Annotated in this window: 16 protein-coding genes; 5 read left to right on the top strand and 11 right to left on the bottom strand. The window is 41.5% G+C overall.

Annotated elements, in window-relative coordinates; translation table 11 throughout:
- The first annotated feature begins 603 nt into the window (after positions 1-603).
- The gene (locus IQ230_RS24605) at positions 604-3,030 is read left to right on the top strand and encodes a PhoX family protein (protein ID WP_193934847.1); all 2,427 of its coding nucleotides are present in this window, start codon (positions 604-606) and stop codon (positions 3,028-3,030) included.
- Positions 3,031-3,139: 109 nt separating this feature from the next.
- Here IQ230_RS24605 and IQ230_RS24600 read toward each other — a convergent pair whose 3' ends face one another.
- Positions 3,140-4,984, bottom strand: coding sequence for an ABC transporter ATP-binding protein (locus IQ230_RS24600; protein ID WP_193934846.1), 1,845 nt, complete (start codon positions 4,982-4,984; stop codon positions 3,140-3,142).
- Between the two features lie 394 nt (positions 4,985-5,378).
- Between IQ230_RS24600 and IQ230_RS24595 the strand changes: the two genes are divergently transcribed.
- Positions 5,379-6,707, top strand: a complete 1,329-nt coding sequence (locus IQ230_RS24595) for an alkaline phosphatase PhoX (RefSeq protein ID WP_193934845.1) — start codon at positions 5,379-5,381, stop codon at positions 6,705-6,707.
- Between the two features lie 223 nt (positions 6,708-6,930).
- On the opposite strand, the gene IQ230_RS24590 is transcribed toward IQ230_RS24595, so the two are convergent.
- Both IQ230_RS24590 and hisG read right to left on the bottom strand, forming a co-directional pair.
- On the bottom strand, positions 6,931-7,632 hold the full coding sequence (locus IQ230_RS24590; RefSeq protein WP_193934844.1) for a class I SAM-dependent methyltransferase: 702 nt from the start codon (positions 7,630-7,632) through the stop codon (positions 6,931-6,933).
- A gap of 97 nt (positions 7,633-7,729) precedes the next feature.
- A complete protein-coding gene (gene hisG / locus IQ230_RS24585; protein ID WP_193934843.1) occupies positions 7,730-8,374 on the bottom strand; it encodes an ATP phosphoribosyltransferase in 645 nt (214 codons plus the stop codon).
- 80 nt (positions 8,375-8,454) lie between these two features.
- Here hisG and rppA point away from each other — a divergent pair, with 80 nt between their 5' ends.
- Positions 8,455-9,141 (top strand): two-component system response regulator RppA, encoded by a 687-nt coding sequence (gene rppA / locus IQ230_RS24580; RefSeq protein WP_193934842.1) that lies wholly within the window; start codon positions 8,455-8,457, stop codon positions 9,139-9,141.
- Here the strand turns inward: rppA and IQ230_RS24575 are convergent.
- Positions 9,117-9,698 carry a GNAT family N-acetyltransferase gene (locus IQ230_RS24575; protein ID WP_193934841.1) on the bottom strand — a complete coding sequence of 194 codons (582 nt, stop codon included), beginning with the start codon at positions 9,696-9,698 and terminating at the stop codon, positions 9,117-9,119. The genes rppA and IQ230_RS24575 overlap by 25 nt on opposite strands.
- Positions 9,699-9,712: 14 nt before the next feature.
- The gene (locus tag IQ230_RS24570; RefSeq protein ID WP_193934840.1) at positions 9,713-10,687 is read right to left on the bottom strand and encodes a 1-acyl-sn-glycerol-3-phosphate acyltransferase; all 975 of its coding nucleotides are present in this window, start codon (positions 10,685-10,687) and stop codon (positions 9,713-9,715) included.
- A 39-nt stretch (positions 10,688-10,726) separates the two neighbouring features.
- Here IQ230_RS24570 and IQ230_RS24565 point away from each other — a divergent pair, with 39 nt between their 5' ends.
- Positions 10,727-11,056 carry a YnfA family protein gene (locus tag IQ230_RS24565; protein WP_193934839.1) on the top strand — a complete coding sequence of 110 codons (330 nt, stop codon included), beginning with the start codon at positions 10,727-10,729 and terminating at the stop codon, positions 11,054-11,056.
- Here IQ230_RS24565 and arsC read toward each other — a convergent pair.
- The 6 genes from arsC to IQ230_RS24535 form a co-directional block, all read right to left on the bottom strand.
- On the bottom strand, positions 11,053-11,448 hold the full coding sequence (gene arsC, locus IQ230_RS24560; protein ID WP_193934838.1) for an arsenate reductase, glutathione/glutaredoxin type: 396 nt from the start codon (positions 11,446-11,448) through the stop codon (positions 11,053-11,055). The two genes, IQ230_RS24565 and arsC, sit on opposite strands and share 4 nt — an antisense overlap.
- A 4-nt stretch (positions 11,449-11,452) precedes the next feature.
- A complete protein-coding gene (arsH, locus tag IQ230_RS24555; RefSeq protein WP_193934837.1) occupies positions 11,453-12,115 on the bottom strand; it encodes an arsenical resistance protein ArsH in 663 nt (220 codons plus the stop codon).
- Positions 12,116-12,128: 13 nt separating this feature from the next.
- The gene (gene arsB, locus IQ230_RS24550) at positions 12,129-13,283 is read right to left on the bottom strand and encodes an ACR3 family arsenite efflux transporter (RefSeq protein WP_193934836.1); all 1,155 of its coding nucleotides are present in this window, start codon (positions 13,281-13,283) and stop codon (positions 12,129-12,131) included.
- Between the two features lie 131 nt (positions 13,284-13,414).
- Positions 13,415-14,506 carry a PstS family phosphate ABC transporter substrate-binding protein gene (locus tag IQ230_RS24545; protein ID WP_193934835.1) on the bottom strand — a complete coding sequence of 364 codons (1,092 nt, stop codon included), beginning with the start codon at positions 14,504-14,506 and terminating at the stop codon, positions 13,415-13,417.
- A gap of 115 nt (positions 14,507-14,621) precedes the next feature.
- Positions 14,622-14,936 (bottom strand): ArsR/SmtB family transcription factor, encoded by a 315-nt coding sequence (locus tag IQ230_RS24540; RefSeq protein WP_193934834.1) that lies wholly within the window; start codon positions 14,934-14,936, stop codon positions 14,622-14,624.
- Between the two features lie 186 nt (positions 14,937-15,122).
- Complete coding sequence (locus tag IQ230_RS24535; RefSeq protein ID WP_193934833.1) at positions 15,123-15,434, bottom strand: GNAT family N-acetyltransferase; 312 nt, start codon at positions 15,432-15,434, stop codon at positions 15,123-15,125.
- A 157-nt stretch (positions 15,435-15,591) separates the two neighbouring features.
- Between IQ230_RS24535 and IQ230_RS24530 the strand changes: the two genes are divergently transcribed.
- Positions 15,592-16,242, top strand: a 651-nt coding sequence (locus tag IQ230_RS24530; RefSeq protein WP_193934832.1) for a TVP38/TMEM64 family protein, incomplete at its 3' end; no start/stop codon positions are given.

Genomic DNA, 16,242 nt, shown 5'->3' with positions numbered 1-16,242 from the left:
CTGATTGAGGTGTCACCTTGTGTGTATGCCTTAACTATTTTTTCTCGCAAGTCGAGCGAGTACGGTTTCATTAGACTTCATTTGTGTACTCCTCTTACTGTACCTCATAAACTTGCAATAGGCTGTAATATTTTCTCCTATACACCTGCAACTGCCTATTCATATCAATTGGATAAATTAATTTTCAAGTTAGAGTAGTTAAGAAACTTCTTTATATCTAAACTTTCCTAAATACTTATTTTGTTTAACTTGCTTTACACATTAGTTCATAAACAAGGCTAATTAACATATGCATATAAGTTCATGTATGCATTACTCTTTCGTTAATACTGAAGAGCGCCAACTATTGAGTTGAGTAAAATTGTCATTTTTTGTTATTAGGGTACTGTAATTAAGTATTCAAAGAACAAATAGATAGTATTAACTAGGACATTAACTAACCTTAATCTTATATAGGTATTGTAGTTAGCTGTGACAATGTGAGTTTACAATGCCGAGCTACGGTATAAGCTTTTGCAAAAACTATTAAAAGTTTGAGCTTAGTACGCACCGTGCAAGCTTATCAATGGCTATTGTAGCTATTCTGACAAGAAGAGGAGATTCATGTCTAAGCTTACTCGCAGACAGCTACTTGTGTTCTTTGGAGCCAGTGCTGGTACTGCTGTATTAGCACCTGTCTTAGGAGAGAGATTATTAGGTAATGGGTTTACTCATGCCCAGACTACTGTACCTTTGAGCTTTACTCCTGTACGTCTGCCGCATCCTTTACCGATATATCAAAACCAAGTAAGTTATTTACCAATAGGAATTGGCAAAGGAAATCTATTACAGCCAGCATCAGATGTTAGATTAACAACTTACACTGTTCTTGATGATGTTATTGTACCGCCAGAGTACGAGCGGTATGTTATTGTGCGCTGGGGCGATCGCGTTTTCCCTAACAAAAACGATTATTTCGGCTTCAACTGCGACTATACTTCGTTTGTTCCTATTCAGGGCAACCTCAACGATGGCTATCTTTGGGTCAACCACGAATACGTCAGCTACCCAATCAGTACTTTTGCACCAGGTACACCAGAAGATGTCACCGATACATCACAGTTTCCTGAGGCTTTTCCTACTGTCATTGGATTCAAAGCTTCAGAAAAAAACCGCGCACTTTTAGGAGAATTCCTCTACAACGTAGGGGGTTCTATTGTGCGGATTGCAAAAGATAACAACGGACGTTATCAGGTAGTTAGCGATCCTAACAATCGTCGCATTCATGGTCTTTCCGGCTTAGCAATCAATAGCCAACGTAGCGACCAGTACAAAAATGTCACATCTTGGGGTAACTCCAGCCACCAAAAAGGAGATAACAACTATCTGATTGGGACTGGACCTGCCGCTAAAGAGGTGTTTAATCTGAGTGTTGATGGCTTAGGTAATAAGATTATTGGGACTGCTTATAATTGTTCTGGCGGTACTACCCCTTGGAATACAATTCTGTCTGCTGAGGAAAACTTCCAAGGAAGTTCAACCTTCTTTGTTGGTGTCACCGAAGCCGTTAACTCCGATGGAACTCAAGTTGGTTATATCGAAGAAACTACAGGTGCTGAATTTGGTTTAGTTGGTGAAAAATACGGTTGGATGGTAGAAATCGATCCATACAATCCTAATTTTCGTCCCCGCAAGCACACTGCCCTCGGTCGCTTCCGTCATGAAAACATTGCCTTCCGCGCAGAAATTGGCAAAAAGCTAATTGGCTACATGGGTGACGATCGCCGTGGCGGTCACACCTGGAAGTTTGTCAGCAAAGGAACTGTTGTACAGCCAGTTGACGGTAATAACAGAAAAGACAACAGTGTTTTATTTGAAGAAGGAACTTTGTACGTTGCCAAATACAATCCTCCTTCTGATCCTAATCAAGCTGAGGGAACAGGTGAATGGATTCCACTTGTGTTAAGTACTGCTACCAATCCTATTTCACCATCTGTTCTAGCTTCTGTTGAACTTGCAGCTTTGGGTACAGCTTCGAGAGACGGTCTGATAAAGCTACCTAGCCGGATGAGTACTGGTCAAGAGGTAGACGGTGGTAGTGTTGATGTTACTATCGCTAATGAAGATACTGTACTTCCACTTTACAAAGGCAAAAAGTTATCCGATTTCTACACCAGTCAAGGTGCAGTCCTTGTTGATGCTTTCCCTGCGGCTAACGTAGTAGGTGGAACCCCAACAGCACGTCCTGAAGATATAGAAGTTAATCCTCGCAATCCACGAGAAATCTTCATTGCTTACACTGATGGCGCTGCAGGAAGTGATGGCTATCCTGATTCGCGGATTTTTATAGTTTCTAAGTATAGTGAAGCTATAACCGCTGCACAGCCTTCAGGAGCGCTCTTCAAAATTATAGAAGATAGCGAAGACAGTACTGGCACGACCTTCCGTTGGGAGCGATTTGTCAAAGGTGGAGAAGCAGCTTCAGAACCTGGAGATGGCTTTGCTAACGTAGATAACTTAGCATTCGATCCCCAAGGCAATATTTGGGGCGTGACAGATATGTCCACCTCAGCACACAATGGTTTTAATGTTGGTGCTGCCGCTGAGCCGTTGTATATCGAACATACGGTTGTAGGTTCTGAATCGCCTAGTGTCATCGATTCCAACCAGAATGTAGAAACTTCAAACCTTATTGGTGTATTCGGTAACAATTGGTTATTCTTCATTCCTACAAGTGGTTCTGATGCTGGAGAAATCGTACCATTTGCTTATGGTCCACCGCGCTGCGAGATGACAGGACCAACGTTTGTTGGCAACGATACCTTGATTATTGCCGTGCAGCATCCTAGTGAAGATTGTCCTTATACTCCGCAAGCGACTCTTAGTCGAGATATTGAGATGCTCAACTTAGATGGTACGCTCTTTAAGCAAAAACGTACTGTACCGCGTGGTAGCAATTGGCCTAGTAACATTGAAGGTAAACGTCAGGGACCACCTCGTCCATCAGTCATCGGTATTCGCCGCAAGGATGGTAAGAGTACATTTATTTAAGTTGTTGTGGTAGTTTTCAACTTAGTTAAAGTGGTGGTTATTTCGTTTGAAATAGCCACTTTCTTTTATGGCAAAATGCCTGTCCGACAAAATTTTCTGAATAATGTTTTTACTCAGTTCCTAGCATCTGTAGATTGTGCAGACTGGCATATAAACCGCCTTGCTGTAGTAATTCCTTATGAGTGCCTGATTCAACAAGTTGACCGCGTTTGAGAACAAAAATACGATTGACATTACGGATAGTTGATAGGCGGTGCGCAATGATAATTGCTGTGCGATCTACAAGTAACTGATCCAAGGCATCTTGAATTAAAGCTTCTGTGCCAACGTCTAAACTTGCAGTTGCTTCGTCTAATACAAGAATATGAGGATCGCGAATTGCTGCACGGGCAAAAGCGAGAAGTTGTTTTTGACCACTTGAAAGATTGGTGCCGCGTTCTCGAAGTTGAGTATCGTAACTTTGGGGTAATTGTTCAATAAATTGATCGATATTCGTTTGCTGTGCAGCCGTGGTAATTTCTTCAAAGGAGTAGGAATCACCTAATGTAATGTTACTTTTGACATCTCCTGCGAACAAAAAGCCTTCTTGCAGAATCACTGCCATGCGACTTCTTAGTTCTGCCTGTGGTAGATCGCGAACATCAATACCATCAACCAAAATCCGCCCGCGACTTGGTTCATACAAGCGGCACAATAGTCTGATGATAGAGCTTTTACCTGCACCAGTCGGACCGACTAAAGCAACTTTTTCACCAGGATGAATGACAAAGTTTAAATCTTTGATCACGTAATCATCATCTTTGTAAGCAAACCAAACGTGTTCAAAGCGAATTTCTCCAATTGAGGAATGAGGGGGACGATCGCGATAGTTATGTGCTGAGTGTTGACTTTTAATATGTTCTGGGTCGCGAATTTCAATTGGTTCATCAAGAATATCGCTGACACGTTCTACAGCGGTGAAGCCTGCTTGAATCGCCGTAAATTTTTCGGCAAATTGTCTTAGGGGGTCAAATAGACGTTGCGCAAAGAGAATAAATGCAGATAGCGTACCAAAAGTCAACTGTTCGCGTAGGACAAAAAAGCCACCTAACCACAGGACAGCAGCGATCGCAACTAATGCAACCCACTCTAATGTTGCAGACACAGCTGAGTCGTGAAAGATGGTTTTATCAACTTCACGCACATATTGTCGGTTGGTCGTACGAAATAGTTGCGCATTGAATTTCTCTCGTCGAAATAATTGCACCACATTGATACCAGTAATATTCTCTTGCAATGTGGAATTTAGCACCGAAAGTTCTTCTCTGGCTTTGTAGTTTGCTTTGCGGTACTGTTGCTGAAAATAAATAATTACTCCTGTCACGGGAAACAGCATCAACGTCAGCATTAAAGCAAGTTGCCACTGCAAAGTGAACATGGTAATTAAAATTACCAGCATTGAGAAAACATCGCTGATAATTCCAATCGCACCAGTGGTAAAAACATCACCTAGGGCTTCGACATCGCTTGTCAAGCGGGTAATCAGCTTACCTACAGAGGTACGGTCGAAAAACCGCACTGCAAGCGAAGTAACGTGTTCAAATAAGTCGTTGCGGATATCAGCAGTAATTTGTTGTCCAACTTTTTGGACTAAGTATCCTTGAACGCTAGTGAAGATCAGCCGGACAATGATTGCGATTAGTAACAGAACTTCTAGTAGTACTAATCCTTCCGATAAAGGACGATTCCGCAAAAACTCATACACATTTGGTTCTTGACGAATCAGAGAAATTGCTTGTCCAATAATCAAAGGTTGCACTGCGCCAGCGATCGCTACGGGAACAAGCAGCAACATAGATAGTATTAACAACCGCCCATGACGACGTCCATAAGGAACTAACCGTAAGAATAATCGCCAGTCGTTTTCGCGGCGACGATGTGTCACTGGCTGCGAAAGTGGCGCTGAACTAGTCATGCTAAAACCTAATAAACTAATCTTTGAAGCACAAGGCACGCTTATCGAGTTTAGCGCTAGCACATGCTAAGTCACCATGCCTGAGAGGGAAACCCTACAATTACAAAAGTACTAAACACTCATCATTGTTAGTCAAGTTCCTAATTGAACTTCACTCTTTTGCTACTATTTCACTAATACTTAGGTGCAAGCCTAAAATACAGGGAAAACAAGCAAATTATTTCTTTTTTGAATGAAGAGTGAGTAAAAGCTTCTAAAATCTTAATATTTCTCTCATTTAGTTTTTCATACTTAAAAATAATTTTAATCTAAGCTTAACCGTATCTTTCGCTACATTTAGTCGGTGTTGAGTAAACTGCTACCGTCGATAGTTGACATAAAGAGAGCAGAACCCTTGTCTTTTTCACGCCGTCGTTTTTTAACCTTAGCAGGAACCACTACTGCTGGAACTGTTCTTGCATCTCCTTTACAGATGCTTTACGCCCGTGTTGCTAATGGTCAGACTATTCTTGCTGAAGGATATGGTCCCTTAATTTCAGACCCCAATGGTCTACTCGATCTTCCTCGTGGGTTTCAATACCGTGCCTTTTCGCGAGTTGGTGACAGAATGAGTGATGGCAGACTCGTGCCGGATCGCCATGATGGTATGGCTGCCTTCCCTGGACCTCAAAACACGACAATTCTAGTGCGGAATCATGAGCATAGTCCTGGTGACTCTACTGGTGTTGAAGCTCCTGACAACCTTAAATACGATCCTACTAATAAAGGAGGAACGACAACTTTAATTGTCGGAGCAAATCGCAAGTTAATTCGAGATTATGCTTCCTTAGCTGGGACATATCGCAACTGTGCAGGTGGAGTAACTCCGTGGAATTCTTGGATTAGCTGTGAAGAAAATACCTCAACTCCAGAAACAAATCGACCAGGAAATGCCAACAATGTGACGAAACGTCACGGCTATAACTTTGAGGTTCCCTCTCTTGCACAGGGAATAGTTAATCCAGAACCCCTAGTTGCTATGGGTCGCTTTAACCACGAAGCTATTGCCATCGATCCTCGAACCGGAATTGTTTATGAAACCGAAGATAGAGGAGATGGTTTGTTCTACCGCTTTATTCCTACACAGCCTGGTAACTTGACAAGTGGAGTTCTCGAAGCTCTGCGAATTCAGGGACGACCTCAAGCCATTACTAGAGTAGGGTTTCCTGTAGGTCAAAAGTTTGCAGTCGATTGGGTTCGGATTGAAGACCCAGATCCTGCTGCTGATACCGTTAGAGTCGAGGGCTTTAGCAAAGGTGCTGCTCAGTTCAGTCGAGGGGAAGGTGCTTGGTTCGGCAACAATGAAGTGTACTTTACCTGCACTAATGGTGGTATTGCCGGAGTTGGTCAGGTCTGGCGCTATATACCTGGTGCTACTCGTCAAGATGGAGGCACTATTGAACTGTTTGTCGAATCACCCAGCCAAGAAGTTCTAGATTTTCCAGACAACATTGTCGTTTCTCCTTTTAGCGATCTGTTCCTTTGCGAAGATGGCGCAGGTGAGCAATTTGTGAGAGGAGTGACTTCTCAAGGGCAAATTTACTCGTTTGCGCGGAATGCTTTGAATACTTCCGAGTTCGCTGGAGCTTGTTTTTCACCGAATGGTCAAACAATGTTCCTTAACATTTATAGACCTGGAATTACCTTTGCCATTTGGGGACCTTGGAATAGGCGCAAGAGTTAAAGATACCTTCCAACTCCCTTCGGGGCTACTCAAGCAAAGCGTACCTTCGTACAACAGGACAATACTTTCTAATAACAAGTCCATACACTATCTGAACTTCGTTTAGCTAGCAGCATTATTCGCGATCGCATTTTAAAATCTAGTCTGTGATTCTGAGCAAAGTGAAGTTTTCAGGACCGCAGACTTATCATTTTTTCTCAAGGCTCGAATTTAGGTAAAAAGTCTATTTTTTTACTGCTACCCAACCACCACCCCAAAGTCCGGTATAAAACCTAACGATATTGCCAAAACCTGCTTGTTGTAATAGTTCTATTGCGCGTGATTCAGCAACAGGATAAACACCTTTGTTAATAGTTTCTATACCCTCATCTATTTGTTCTGGGAGTATTCCCATTTCTTGCCAGAATAGTTTGATGATGGCAGTTATTTGCTCGAATTCACGCGAACTTTTCTCACCAAATATATCTACTAAAATAAATGGGGCAGATGATTGCAACCGTTGGGCAATACTTTGAAGTAAAGCGATTTTACTACCGTCATCTGGGAGAAAATGCATCACTAAAATACACGTTGCGGCGTCATAAAGTGGAGTATCGGGTAAATCGTGGGTGTAGCCTTGAACTAGCTTGACGCGATTTGATAATTTGTTTTGTTCTATTTTTTGTTGGGCGATCGCCAACATGTTACTTGATGGATCGACGCCTAGTAATTGCCATTGTGGGTTACTTTTACTAAACTTCAGCAACTCCATTCCCGTACCAGCACCGACAATTAACAAATTTGCCGTTTCAGGTAAATGCGATTTTAAAAATGACAATGCCATTGTATGCATTACTTCATATCCAGGAAGTGCCTTACGCGCGCGATCGTCATATTCTGTGCTAGCAACTGGATCAGCATCAAAATCAATAGTTTGCTTTTCCATATCGATTTATGAATCAAACTTTAGACGCATGGGGGTATTCTAGCTTGATGCAAAATTTATGTATAAAGACAACATGTCAAACATTGTTTATCTAATACTAAACTGCGGCTAAAATATGAGAACGAATCTTTTCTATGACTTCACTCAAATTATCAGTATTTAACCGATAACTTAATGGATGAGCAATTAATCGTGCGGTGCTTTCGTAAAGTATTTCAATCTCAATTAAGCCATTCTCGCGCAAAGTCCGCCCAGTAGAAACTAAATCAACGATCGCCTCGGACATTCCGGTAATTGGTCCTAATTCGACTGAACCGTATAAGGGCACAATTTCGACAGGTAAATCGATACTATCAAAGTATTCACGCGCACAATGGACGAACTTAGACGCAACTCGACTGTTGGTTGGTAATTCTACCGCCGAACGATATGGACTCGATGCTTTCACTGCTACTGACATCCGACAGCGACCGTATCCTAAATCGATTAAATGTGCAACTTGGGGTTTCTTTTCTCGTATTACGTCGTAACCTGCAATTCCCAACTGGGCTTGACCATATTCTACGTATACAGGAACATCATGCGTTCGCACGAGTAATGCTTGTGCTTTTCCTGTCGGATCTTGAATTTGCAGTTGCCGATTAGCAGAATCCAAAAAGGCACTAAAATCTAATCCTACAGATTGCAATAAGCTAATGCTATCTTTCAAAAGAGCGCCTTTCGGCAATGCCACAGTAAGCATAAGAATCAAAATGAGGAGTTACTAAAACTAACACAAATTCTATACCCTCACCCCTCACTCCTCACTCCTCACCCCTCATTATGCGAATTCTTTTGGTTGACGACGAAGTTGAACTGACTGATCCTTTGAGTCGCGTTCTTAGCCGCGAAGGTTACAGCGTTGACGCTGCTTATGATGGCGCAACTGGTAGTGAATTAGCGGCACAAAAAAGCTATGACCTCTTAATTTTAGACTGGATGCTGCCGTTTAGAACTGGTTTAGAAATTTGTCAGGAGGTGCGACGTAAAGGACAGACAACACCTGTACTTTTTCTCACGGCTAAAGATACTGTAGACGATCGCGTTCAAGGTTTAGATGCAGGTGCAGATGATTATCTCGTTAAACCGTTTGAATTACGCGAGTTACTTGCAAGAGTTCGGGCTTTGTTGCGGCGATCGGGTAGTGAGGTGACAACATCGACATCTCAAAAGCTGCAAGTTGCTGATTTGGAACTTGATTGCGAAAATCAGCTAGCGTATCGTCAAGAACGAATGATTGAATTATCAGAAAAAGAAAGTCAACTACTCGAATACTTTATGCGTAATACTGGGCATTTACTAACGCATACACAAATTCAACAACATTTATGGGGTGATGGCGAACCACCGAGTAGTAATGTCCTTGCGGCTTTAATTCGCTTGCTACGTCGTAAAGTTGAAGCCCCAGGAGAAACGCCGCTGATTCACACCGTTTATGGCAAAGGTTATCGCTTTGGTGAAAATAACTGAATCCAGTTTAACGTGATTGGATTTCTACTTTTTTTTGCTCTATTAATTCTATACTCTACTATGTTTAGAGATTTGCCACTCATATTTATTTTGTAGTATTCATCAACAATCTTTCCTCCCAAAGCTTCAGGAATTTTTCGACTGGCAATATTTGCTTTGTCAACTGGATAACGTAGATATTTATAGTCTAAGTTTTTGTCAGCCCAGTTCTTAATAGCTGTAACTGCCTCTAATCCATATTTATTACCATGTGCTGTTTTTTTGAGCCAAATTCCTAATTCTGGATTTTTCCGGTCTATACGATGAAAACCAGCACAACCTAAAAACTCTTGACACTCTCTTTTCAAAATAACAAATGTCAAACCCCAACTATCTACCATTTCGCCGATGGAGTCACTAATAAAGGCTTCTGTTTCTGAAATATCTTGAGCTGGGCATGGATACATATAAGTAGTAATCTCTTCCGTAAACTCTGAGAAAATTACCTCTTTGTAGATCATTGATATTGGTTTTAATATCAGCCGCTCTGTAGATATTTCTATTCCAAGTAAATTCATTAGAGATCAGATATTTATTGTAATAATTGATTGATTAAAGTTTGCATTTTCTCACGTAAGGATTGTGCTTCTTGATAAGCACGCGATCGCATTCTCATATTACCATCTGCTTTCAACTCAGTTTTATACACAGGTTGAATGAAGTAACATAAGCGCGATCGCATTGCCCAAACTCCCATTGAAGGAAAAAGAGCAAACAAGGGAATTAAAGGGGAAATAGGTAAAAAAGGAAGATAAAGTTTCTTGGCTAAAGCTTTGAAATGAATTGCCCAAGGATGTAGATATTCATTACCAAGACAAACAACGGGAAGAATCGGGATATTGTAGCGATCGCTCAATTGAATAAAACTTGAATCAAACGTTTCTAATTGATGTTTTTTAGACCATCCTTTCATTGGTCCGCGTAAGCCTTCAGGTGCGTATAATAAAACTGTTTCTTGTGCTAATGCCGCTTCAAAATCATCGCGTTTTGCCCTAACTCCACCTAAAACTTGCGCCCATCCAGAGGGTAGCCACCACCTCATCCAAGGGTGATCGAATAATGCGACACCTGCGAGTGGTTGTACAGTCCAATTGCGTGTTTCTGATAAGAGATAACCGAGTACAAGAAAATCCCACGGAAAACACATTCCCGCATGATTCATTGCGACAAGTAACGGCGCTTTTTTCGGCAAGTTTTCTAATTGTTTTAGCTCAGCCCGAAAGTAAAATTTAACGATAGGACTAAGAATCTCATCGCGGAATGCTTGCTGATAGTACGGATCGAATGTATAACTTTGAATTCTAGGAAAACGACAACCCAAACGTAACCAGCGGATAAACAAAGCTAGATAAAACCCGCAGGGGATGAGAAATAGAATGTACTCTAGCCAATTCCAACCATCAGGATCAGCATGATAATGTTGCCAGTGGCGGTTGAATAAAATTAACCACCCTGGTGGATACCACAAACAGAACCAGTCAAACCAGGTAAAGTTATAGCAATTCATTATTTTGCCTAGAACTAGATTGATCCTAAACAAGATGCTATGGAAATTGCTAAATCGCTATTCTATTTTGTGGTTGCTGGACTATGCGAGATTGGTGGCGGATACTTAATATGGCTATGGTTGCGGCAAGAAAAAAGTTTTTGGCTTGGTTTGCTGGGTGCGATACTATTGTTTCTTTATGGAATTGTTCCCACTCTCCAACCGGCAAATTTTGGTAGAGTTTATGCAGCTTATAGCGGTGTATTTCTCTTTTTGTCGTTGTTTTGGGGTTGGCAAGTTGACCGCAATCCTCCAGACAAGTTTGATATTTTAGGTGCAGTAATTGCCATCGCAGGTGTTTTTGTGATTATGTATTCACCAAGAACCTAACTCATAGACTGAATTAGCTTTTCAACTCTTTGCTTGACTTGTTCGCGTACTTCACGGAATTTATCTACCGATTCGCCTTCAGGATCATCGAGTTGCCAATCTTGGAAAACTGGGCGGAGTACCCATGCTTCGGGTAAGTTGACACCACACCCACATAATGAAATCACAGCATCGTAATCTTGCGGATCGAAATCATTTAAAGGCTTGGATGTTTGATTGCTAATATCAATGCCAACTTCCGACATGACTTCTACAGTTATCGGATCTACTGCACTTGCTTCTAAGCCAGAACTTGTAACAGCTATTTTACCTTCTCCGATTGTACGCGCAAATCCTTCTGCCATTTGGGAACGGCGCGAGTTTTTCTTGCACACAAACATCACTTTTTTCATAGTTTTACTGGTTGTTCGTTTTAACTTCTAAAGCACTATTGGCGATTTGGATAACTTCTTTTGCCGCTTTTTCTTTACGTTCGCTGTAGCGATCAGTGAGATAATCAACTTTGTCGCGGAGTAGCAGTGTGAATTTATAAAGTTCCTCCATTACATCAAAAACGCGATCGCGATACGGCGAATCTTTCATTGTTCCGTCGTCGTTAAACTCTTGATACGCTTTCGCAACCGAAGACTGATTTGGAATTGTAAACATCCGCATCCAACGCCCTAAGATTCGCAGTGTATTGACTGCATTAAATGACTGCGAACCACCACTCACTTGCATTACAGCTAGCGTTCTACCCTGTGTTGGTCTAACTGCACCTAAACTTAGAGGAATCCAATCAATTTGATTTTTCATAATGCCGGTGATATTACCGTGCATTTCAGGACTCGACCAAACTTGTCCTTCTGACCATAAACTTAATTCTCGAAGTTCTTGTACCTTGTGATGAGTATCCGGTACGCTGCTATGAACAGGTAACTCACGCGGATCGAAAAACCGCACTTCTGCACCAAATTCCTCAATGATTCTTGCAGCTTCTTCTGCTAACAGACGACTGTAAGAACGTTCGCGTAAAGAACCGTACAAAAACAAAATGCGTGGTTTGTGATTAAATGTCATCTCTTCAGACTTATTACTTGTAAGCACTAACACAACGAGGATCTCTCAAAGTGGCTTTTTCTGGTTCTCTAGGAAACCATGCTGCGGTTCGCTTACACACTTCAACCAACATCAACATCACAGGTACTTCGATTAAAACACCGACTACTGTAGCAAGGGCTGCACCTGAATTTAAACCAAAAAGGGTGACTGCTGTGGCGATCGCAACTTCAAAGTGATTACTCGCACCAATTAGCGCCGCTGGTGCAGCATCTTCGTATGACAATTTCATTTTCAGTGCGGCAACATACGTAATTAAGAAAATGAAGTTTGTCTGAATAAATAATGGAACTGCAATGAGTAAAATGTGCAGTGGATTGCTAACAATGAGATCGCCTTTGAAGGAAAATAGCAATACCAAAGTGACAAGTAACGCAGTAATTGCAATCGGACTCAAATATTTGAGAAACCTACGCTCAAACCACTCTCTACCTTTATGTTTAAAAATCCAGTAACGGCTGTACATTCCTGCAATCAAAGGTAAGCCTACGTAAATCAATACCGATAAAACAATTGTTTGCCAAGGTACAGTTAAATCATTTGCTGCAAGTAACCATCGCCCCAAAGGTGCATACAAAAACAGCATTGCCAGCGAGTTTACCGCTACCATGACTAAGGTATGTCCCTGATTGCTGTAAGATAAGTATCCCCACATCAACACCATGGCTGTACATGGGGCAATTCCGAGTAGAATTGTGCCAGCAATGTAAGAATTTGCTAAGCCAACTTCGACGCCGCGAATCAGTTCCGTACCTGTGAGGAAGTTACGAAATAACCACCCTAAGAAAAACTGGGCAAACGCTACCATTGTGAACGGTTTAATTAACCAATTCACCACTAAAGTTAGAATGACAGGTTTTGGGGCACGGATCGCATTTTTTGCTTGAGTAAAGTCAATCTTTACCATGATCGGATACATCATAAAAAAGAGACATATCGCGATCGGAATTGACACTTGATAGATACTCATTGCATCTAACGTAACCGCAACCCCAGGAAATAACCTACCGAGTAAAATTCCTGCAAAAATACACAAGAACACCCAAACAGTAAGGTATTTTTCAAAAAAACTGAGATGACTACCAGCTTTAACTGCTACTCGATTTGCTTGAGGATTCTTTGTACTCATTGTTTGAACGAACCACGAAGGGCGCAAAGGACACGAAGGAAGAAAATAGAAAGATCTCAACTGAAAATAATATTTATGACCGATTACCTATTACCCATTACCCTTCCTTACCTAATACTTGAATCTGATAACTAAAACTTTGCTTGTCTGCGTAATAATTCGCTAATTGTGATGTTGAGTTCTGCTTCTCCCTCAAACACTGTTCCAACTTTTCCGGTGTAGAAATGTCTCTCATTTAAGTCATACGCTTCTTCAGGTAAGGGGACATAACCTACTGAACTTACTAGCGTTGGGGCTTGCTTGTTGTAGAAATTCACAAAATCTTTGACAGCAGGTTTCTTCTGTGCGTACTGGGCATTAACATAAATGAATAAAGGACGCGACAGCGGTTGATATTCGTTGTTTTCTACTGTTTTGCGCGAGGGTACCACTGCACCTGCGCCGTTATCGACTGCTAAAGCTTTTAATTTGTTTTGATTTTCTTCTAAGTAGGAAAAACCAAAATAACCTAAAGCATCAGGATCTTTGCTGATTCCTTCAACTAAAACATTATCGTCTTCACTTGCTATATAGTCGTTGCGGCTAGCTCTTGTTTCACCTACTACTGCCTCAGTAAAGTAATCAAATGTACCCGATTGTCTGCCTGCACCATACAATTTAAATGGGCGATCGGGCCATGAAGATCGTACTTGATTCCAACGAGTAATCTTACCTTCTGCTGCTGGTTCCCACATTCTTTTTAACTCAGCAACAGTAATGTCTTGCGCCCAATTGTTCTGGGGATGAACGGCGATTGTTAGTGCGTCAAAGGCAACAGGAAGCTCAATGTATCTGACAGAATTTTTATTACAAGCTTCCATTTCTGCGGTTAAGATGGGACGCGAAGCGCCAGCAACATCAATTTCGCCAGCACAAAACTTTTCAAAGCCGCCGCTTGTTCCTGAAAAATCAACTGAGATTTGTGCTTGACTATCTTGAGTCGATTGAAATTCTTTCGCTACAGCTTGGGTAATCGGATAAACCGTACTCGATCCATCAACTCTAACTGATGTATCTGCGGTGTTGGTTGCTGCGGTTAGCTGTGGTGACTGCTGTGTTTGGGTTTCCGTTTGCGTTGAGGTGTTGGGTGTCGTTGTGCAAGCTGTTAAAGCCAACGTCCCTAGTGCGATCGCTTTGGGTGCTGCGCGTAGCGCAATCGCCAATTCTTTAAGTGTGACGTTCATTGACCTCACCTAGATGGCAGGTGTTGATAGTATATCTCTATCATTTCAAAAAAAATTGATTTGTCAAGTAAAAAGATTCTATAAGTGTAAACAATCAAGCTTGAGATTTACAAAACTAATCTGAACACGAACGGCTGGACATAATAGCACTGAAACGCCGGAATTCGGCTAAATATTGCTCTAACATAACGAATTGCGGTAGATTCAAGCTGTAGTAGATCCAGCGTCCTTCTTGACGCGATCGCACCAAACCCGCTTCTTTCAAAGTTTTGAGGTGAAAAGAAAGTTTCGACTGCGTAATACCTAAAACATCACATAGTTCGCAAACACACAATTCGCGATCTCGTAATAGTTCAATAACGTTAATCCGGATTGCATCGGATAAAGCATGAAAACCTAAAAAAACCGAATCTGGAGATGTAACTTGCATCAAATTTAATTGAAACGTAATGGAACGATGTTTAAATAGTAGGCGTTTACCAAAATATTAGAGATGCTTCTGAAAGGCAAGGGAAGTTTTAATGTAGCTGTAGCCCATGTTTTCATAGAAAATGTGTGCCTGCTGACGTATGATGTTTGAGCGGAGATACACACTTTCGCATCCTTGCTGACTTGCCTACTGTTCTATTTGTAACAACAATTGCCGACCAATACCACTTTCACGATATTTTTCATCAACAACCAAACCACCAATTTCGGCATGTAAGTTTGTTTGTAAAAGTAAACATAGGTGCGCGTGAATCCAACCGACTACACCAAAATTAAGAATTTTCGCTACATAAACAACATGATTCGCTGACTGCATTTGCACTAGACGATGTAATACGGCATTCGCAGTTGTAGGATAACCTAGCTGATGAGATAGCTTCGCCAACGCATTTGCATCGTGGGCGATCGCCCGTCTAATTACGTAATTGCTGTTACTCAACGTTGCATTATTTGCAATATGTTATTTAACCTTTAAATCATAACTAAGCCCTAACGAATAGAATTCGTGGCTACACTAACGAAGTCTGCCTCCGCAGACTAATTATATTTAGGTTTACGGAGATGGGGCAACTATCTAAGGACGCTCAAAAGAACTAATGATGAAGCGTAATATTATTAAAATCATTCAACTGAGTTTGATTGTCTTACTCGTTGCTGTCGGAATCTGGTTTGTCAATCGAGTGGGAATTGAACAAGTTAGGGCAAATGTCGATCAGCTTGGTGTTTGGGCACCCTTGGCAGTCGTATTATTACGGTTGGTGAGTGTTGTTATTCCGGCAATACCAAGCACAGCTTACTCAATTTTATCAGGAGTGCTGTTTGGTTTTGTTCAGGGAATTGTCGTGATTGCGATCGCTGATTTCGTTGCGTGCAACCTCAACTTTTACATTGCTAAACGCTATGGACGCAATCTTGTGCAAAAGTTCGTTGGACAAAGGTTTATGGGTAGAGTTGATTCACTTAGCCAAAAGTATTTAGAACGTAATATTTTTCTAGTAACGGGATTTTTAATGACAGGGCTATTTGACTTTGTTGCTTATGCTGTCGGACTCACGCAAATGAAATGGCGTAGTTTTATGTTAGCGCTGATTCTTGGTATCGCGATTTCCACGCCGCCAATCGTCGCGCTTGGTGCAGGTGTTTTTGAAGGCGGTAGAATTTTGCTTATCGTAGCAATGTTGGGAATTTTTGCGCTAGCAATGCTAACAGGATGGTTAAGTCGGAAGAGAGGGGTGAGGGGTGAGGGG

It is taken from the genome of Gloeocapsopsis crepidinum LEGE 06123 (assembly GCF_015207655.1).
Taxonomy (GTDB): domain Bacteria; phylum Cyanobacteriota; class Cyanobacteriia; order Cyanobacteriales; family Chroococcidiopsidaceae; genus Gloeocapsopsis; species Gloeocapsopsis crepidinum.
This window is presented reverse-complemented; position numbering and strand designations above follow the sequence as displayed.

Bases quoted from the DNA above. Each gene is read 5' to 3' on its own strand.
- arsH (WP_193934837.1), bottom strand. From the start codon at position 12,115: ATGACATTTAATCACAAACCACGCATTTTGTTTTTGTACGGTTCTTTA.
- IQ230_RS24590 (WP_193934844.1), bottom strand. From the start codon at position 7,632: ATGGAAAAGCAAACTATTGATTTTGATGCTGATCCAGTTGCTAGCACA.
- IQ230_RS24570 (WP_193934840.1), bottom strand. From the start codon at position 10,687: ATGAATTGCTATAACTTTACCTGGTTTGACTGGTTCTGTTTGTGGTAT.
- IQ230_RS24600 (WP_193934846.1), bottom strand. From the start codon at position 4,984: ATGACTAGTTCAGCGCCACTTTCGCAGCCAGTGACACATCGTCGCCGC.
- IQ230_RS24575 (WP_193934841.1), bottom strand. From the start codon at position 9,698: ATGAATTTACTTGGAATAGAAATATCTACAGAGCGGCTGATATTAAAA.
- rppA (WP_193934842.1), top strand. From the start codon at position 8,455: ATGCGAATTCTTTTGGTTGACGACGAAGTTGAACTGACTGATCCTTTG.
- IQ230_RS24565 (WP_193934839.1), top strand. From the start codon at position 10,727: ATGGAAATTGCTAAATCGCTATTCTATTTTGTGGTTGCTGGACTATGC.
- arsC (WP_193934838.1), bottom strand. From the start codon at position 11,448: ATGAAAAAAGTGATGTTTGTGTGCAAGAAAAACTCGCGCCGTTCCCAA.
- IQ230_RS24540 (WP_193934834.1), bottom strand. From the start codon at position 14,936: ATGCAAGTTACATCTCCAGATTCGGTTTTTTTAGGTTTTCATGCTTTA.
- arsB (WP_193934836.1), bottom strand. From the start codon at position 13,283: ATGAGTACAAAGAATCCTCAAGCAAATCGAGTAGCAGTTAAAGCTGGT.
- IQ230_RS24545 (WP_193934835.1), bottom strand. From the start codon at position 14,506: ATGAACGTCACACTTAAAGAATTGGCGATTGCGCTACGCGCAGCACCC.
- IQ230_RS24605 (WP_193934847.1), top strand. From the start codon at position 604: ATGTCTAAGCTTACTCGCAGACAGCTACTTGTGTTCTTTGGAGCCAGT.
- hisG (WP_193934843.1), bottom strand. From the start codon at position 8,374: ATGCTTACTGTGGCATTGCCGAAAGGCGCTCTTTTGAAAGATAGCATT.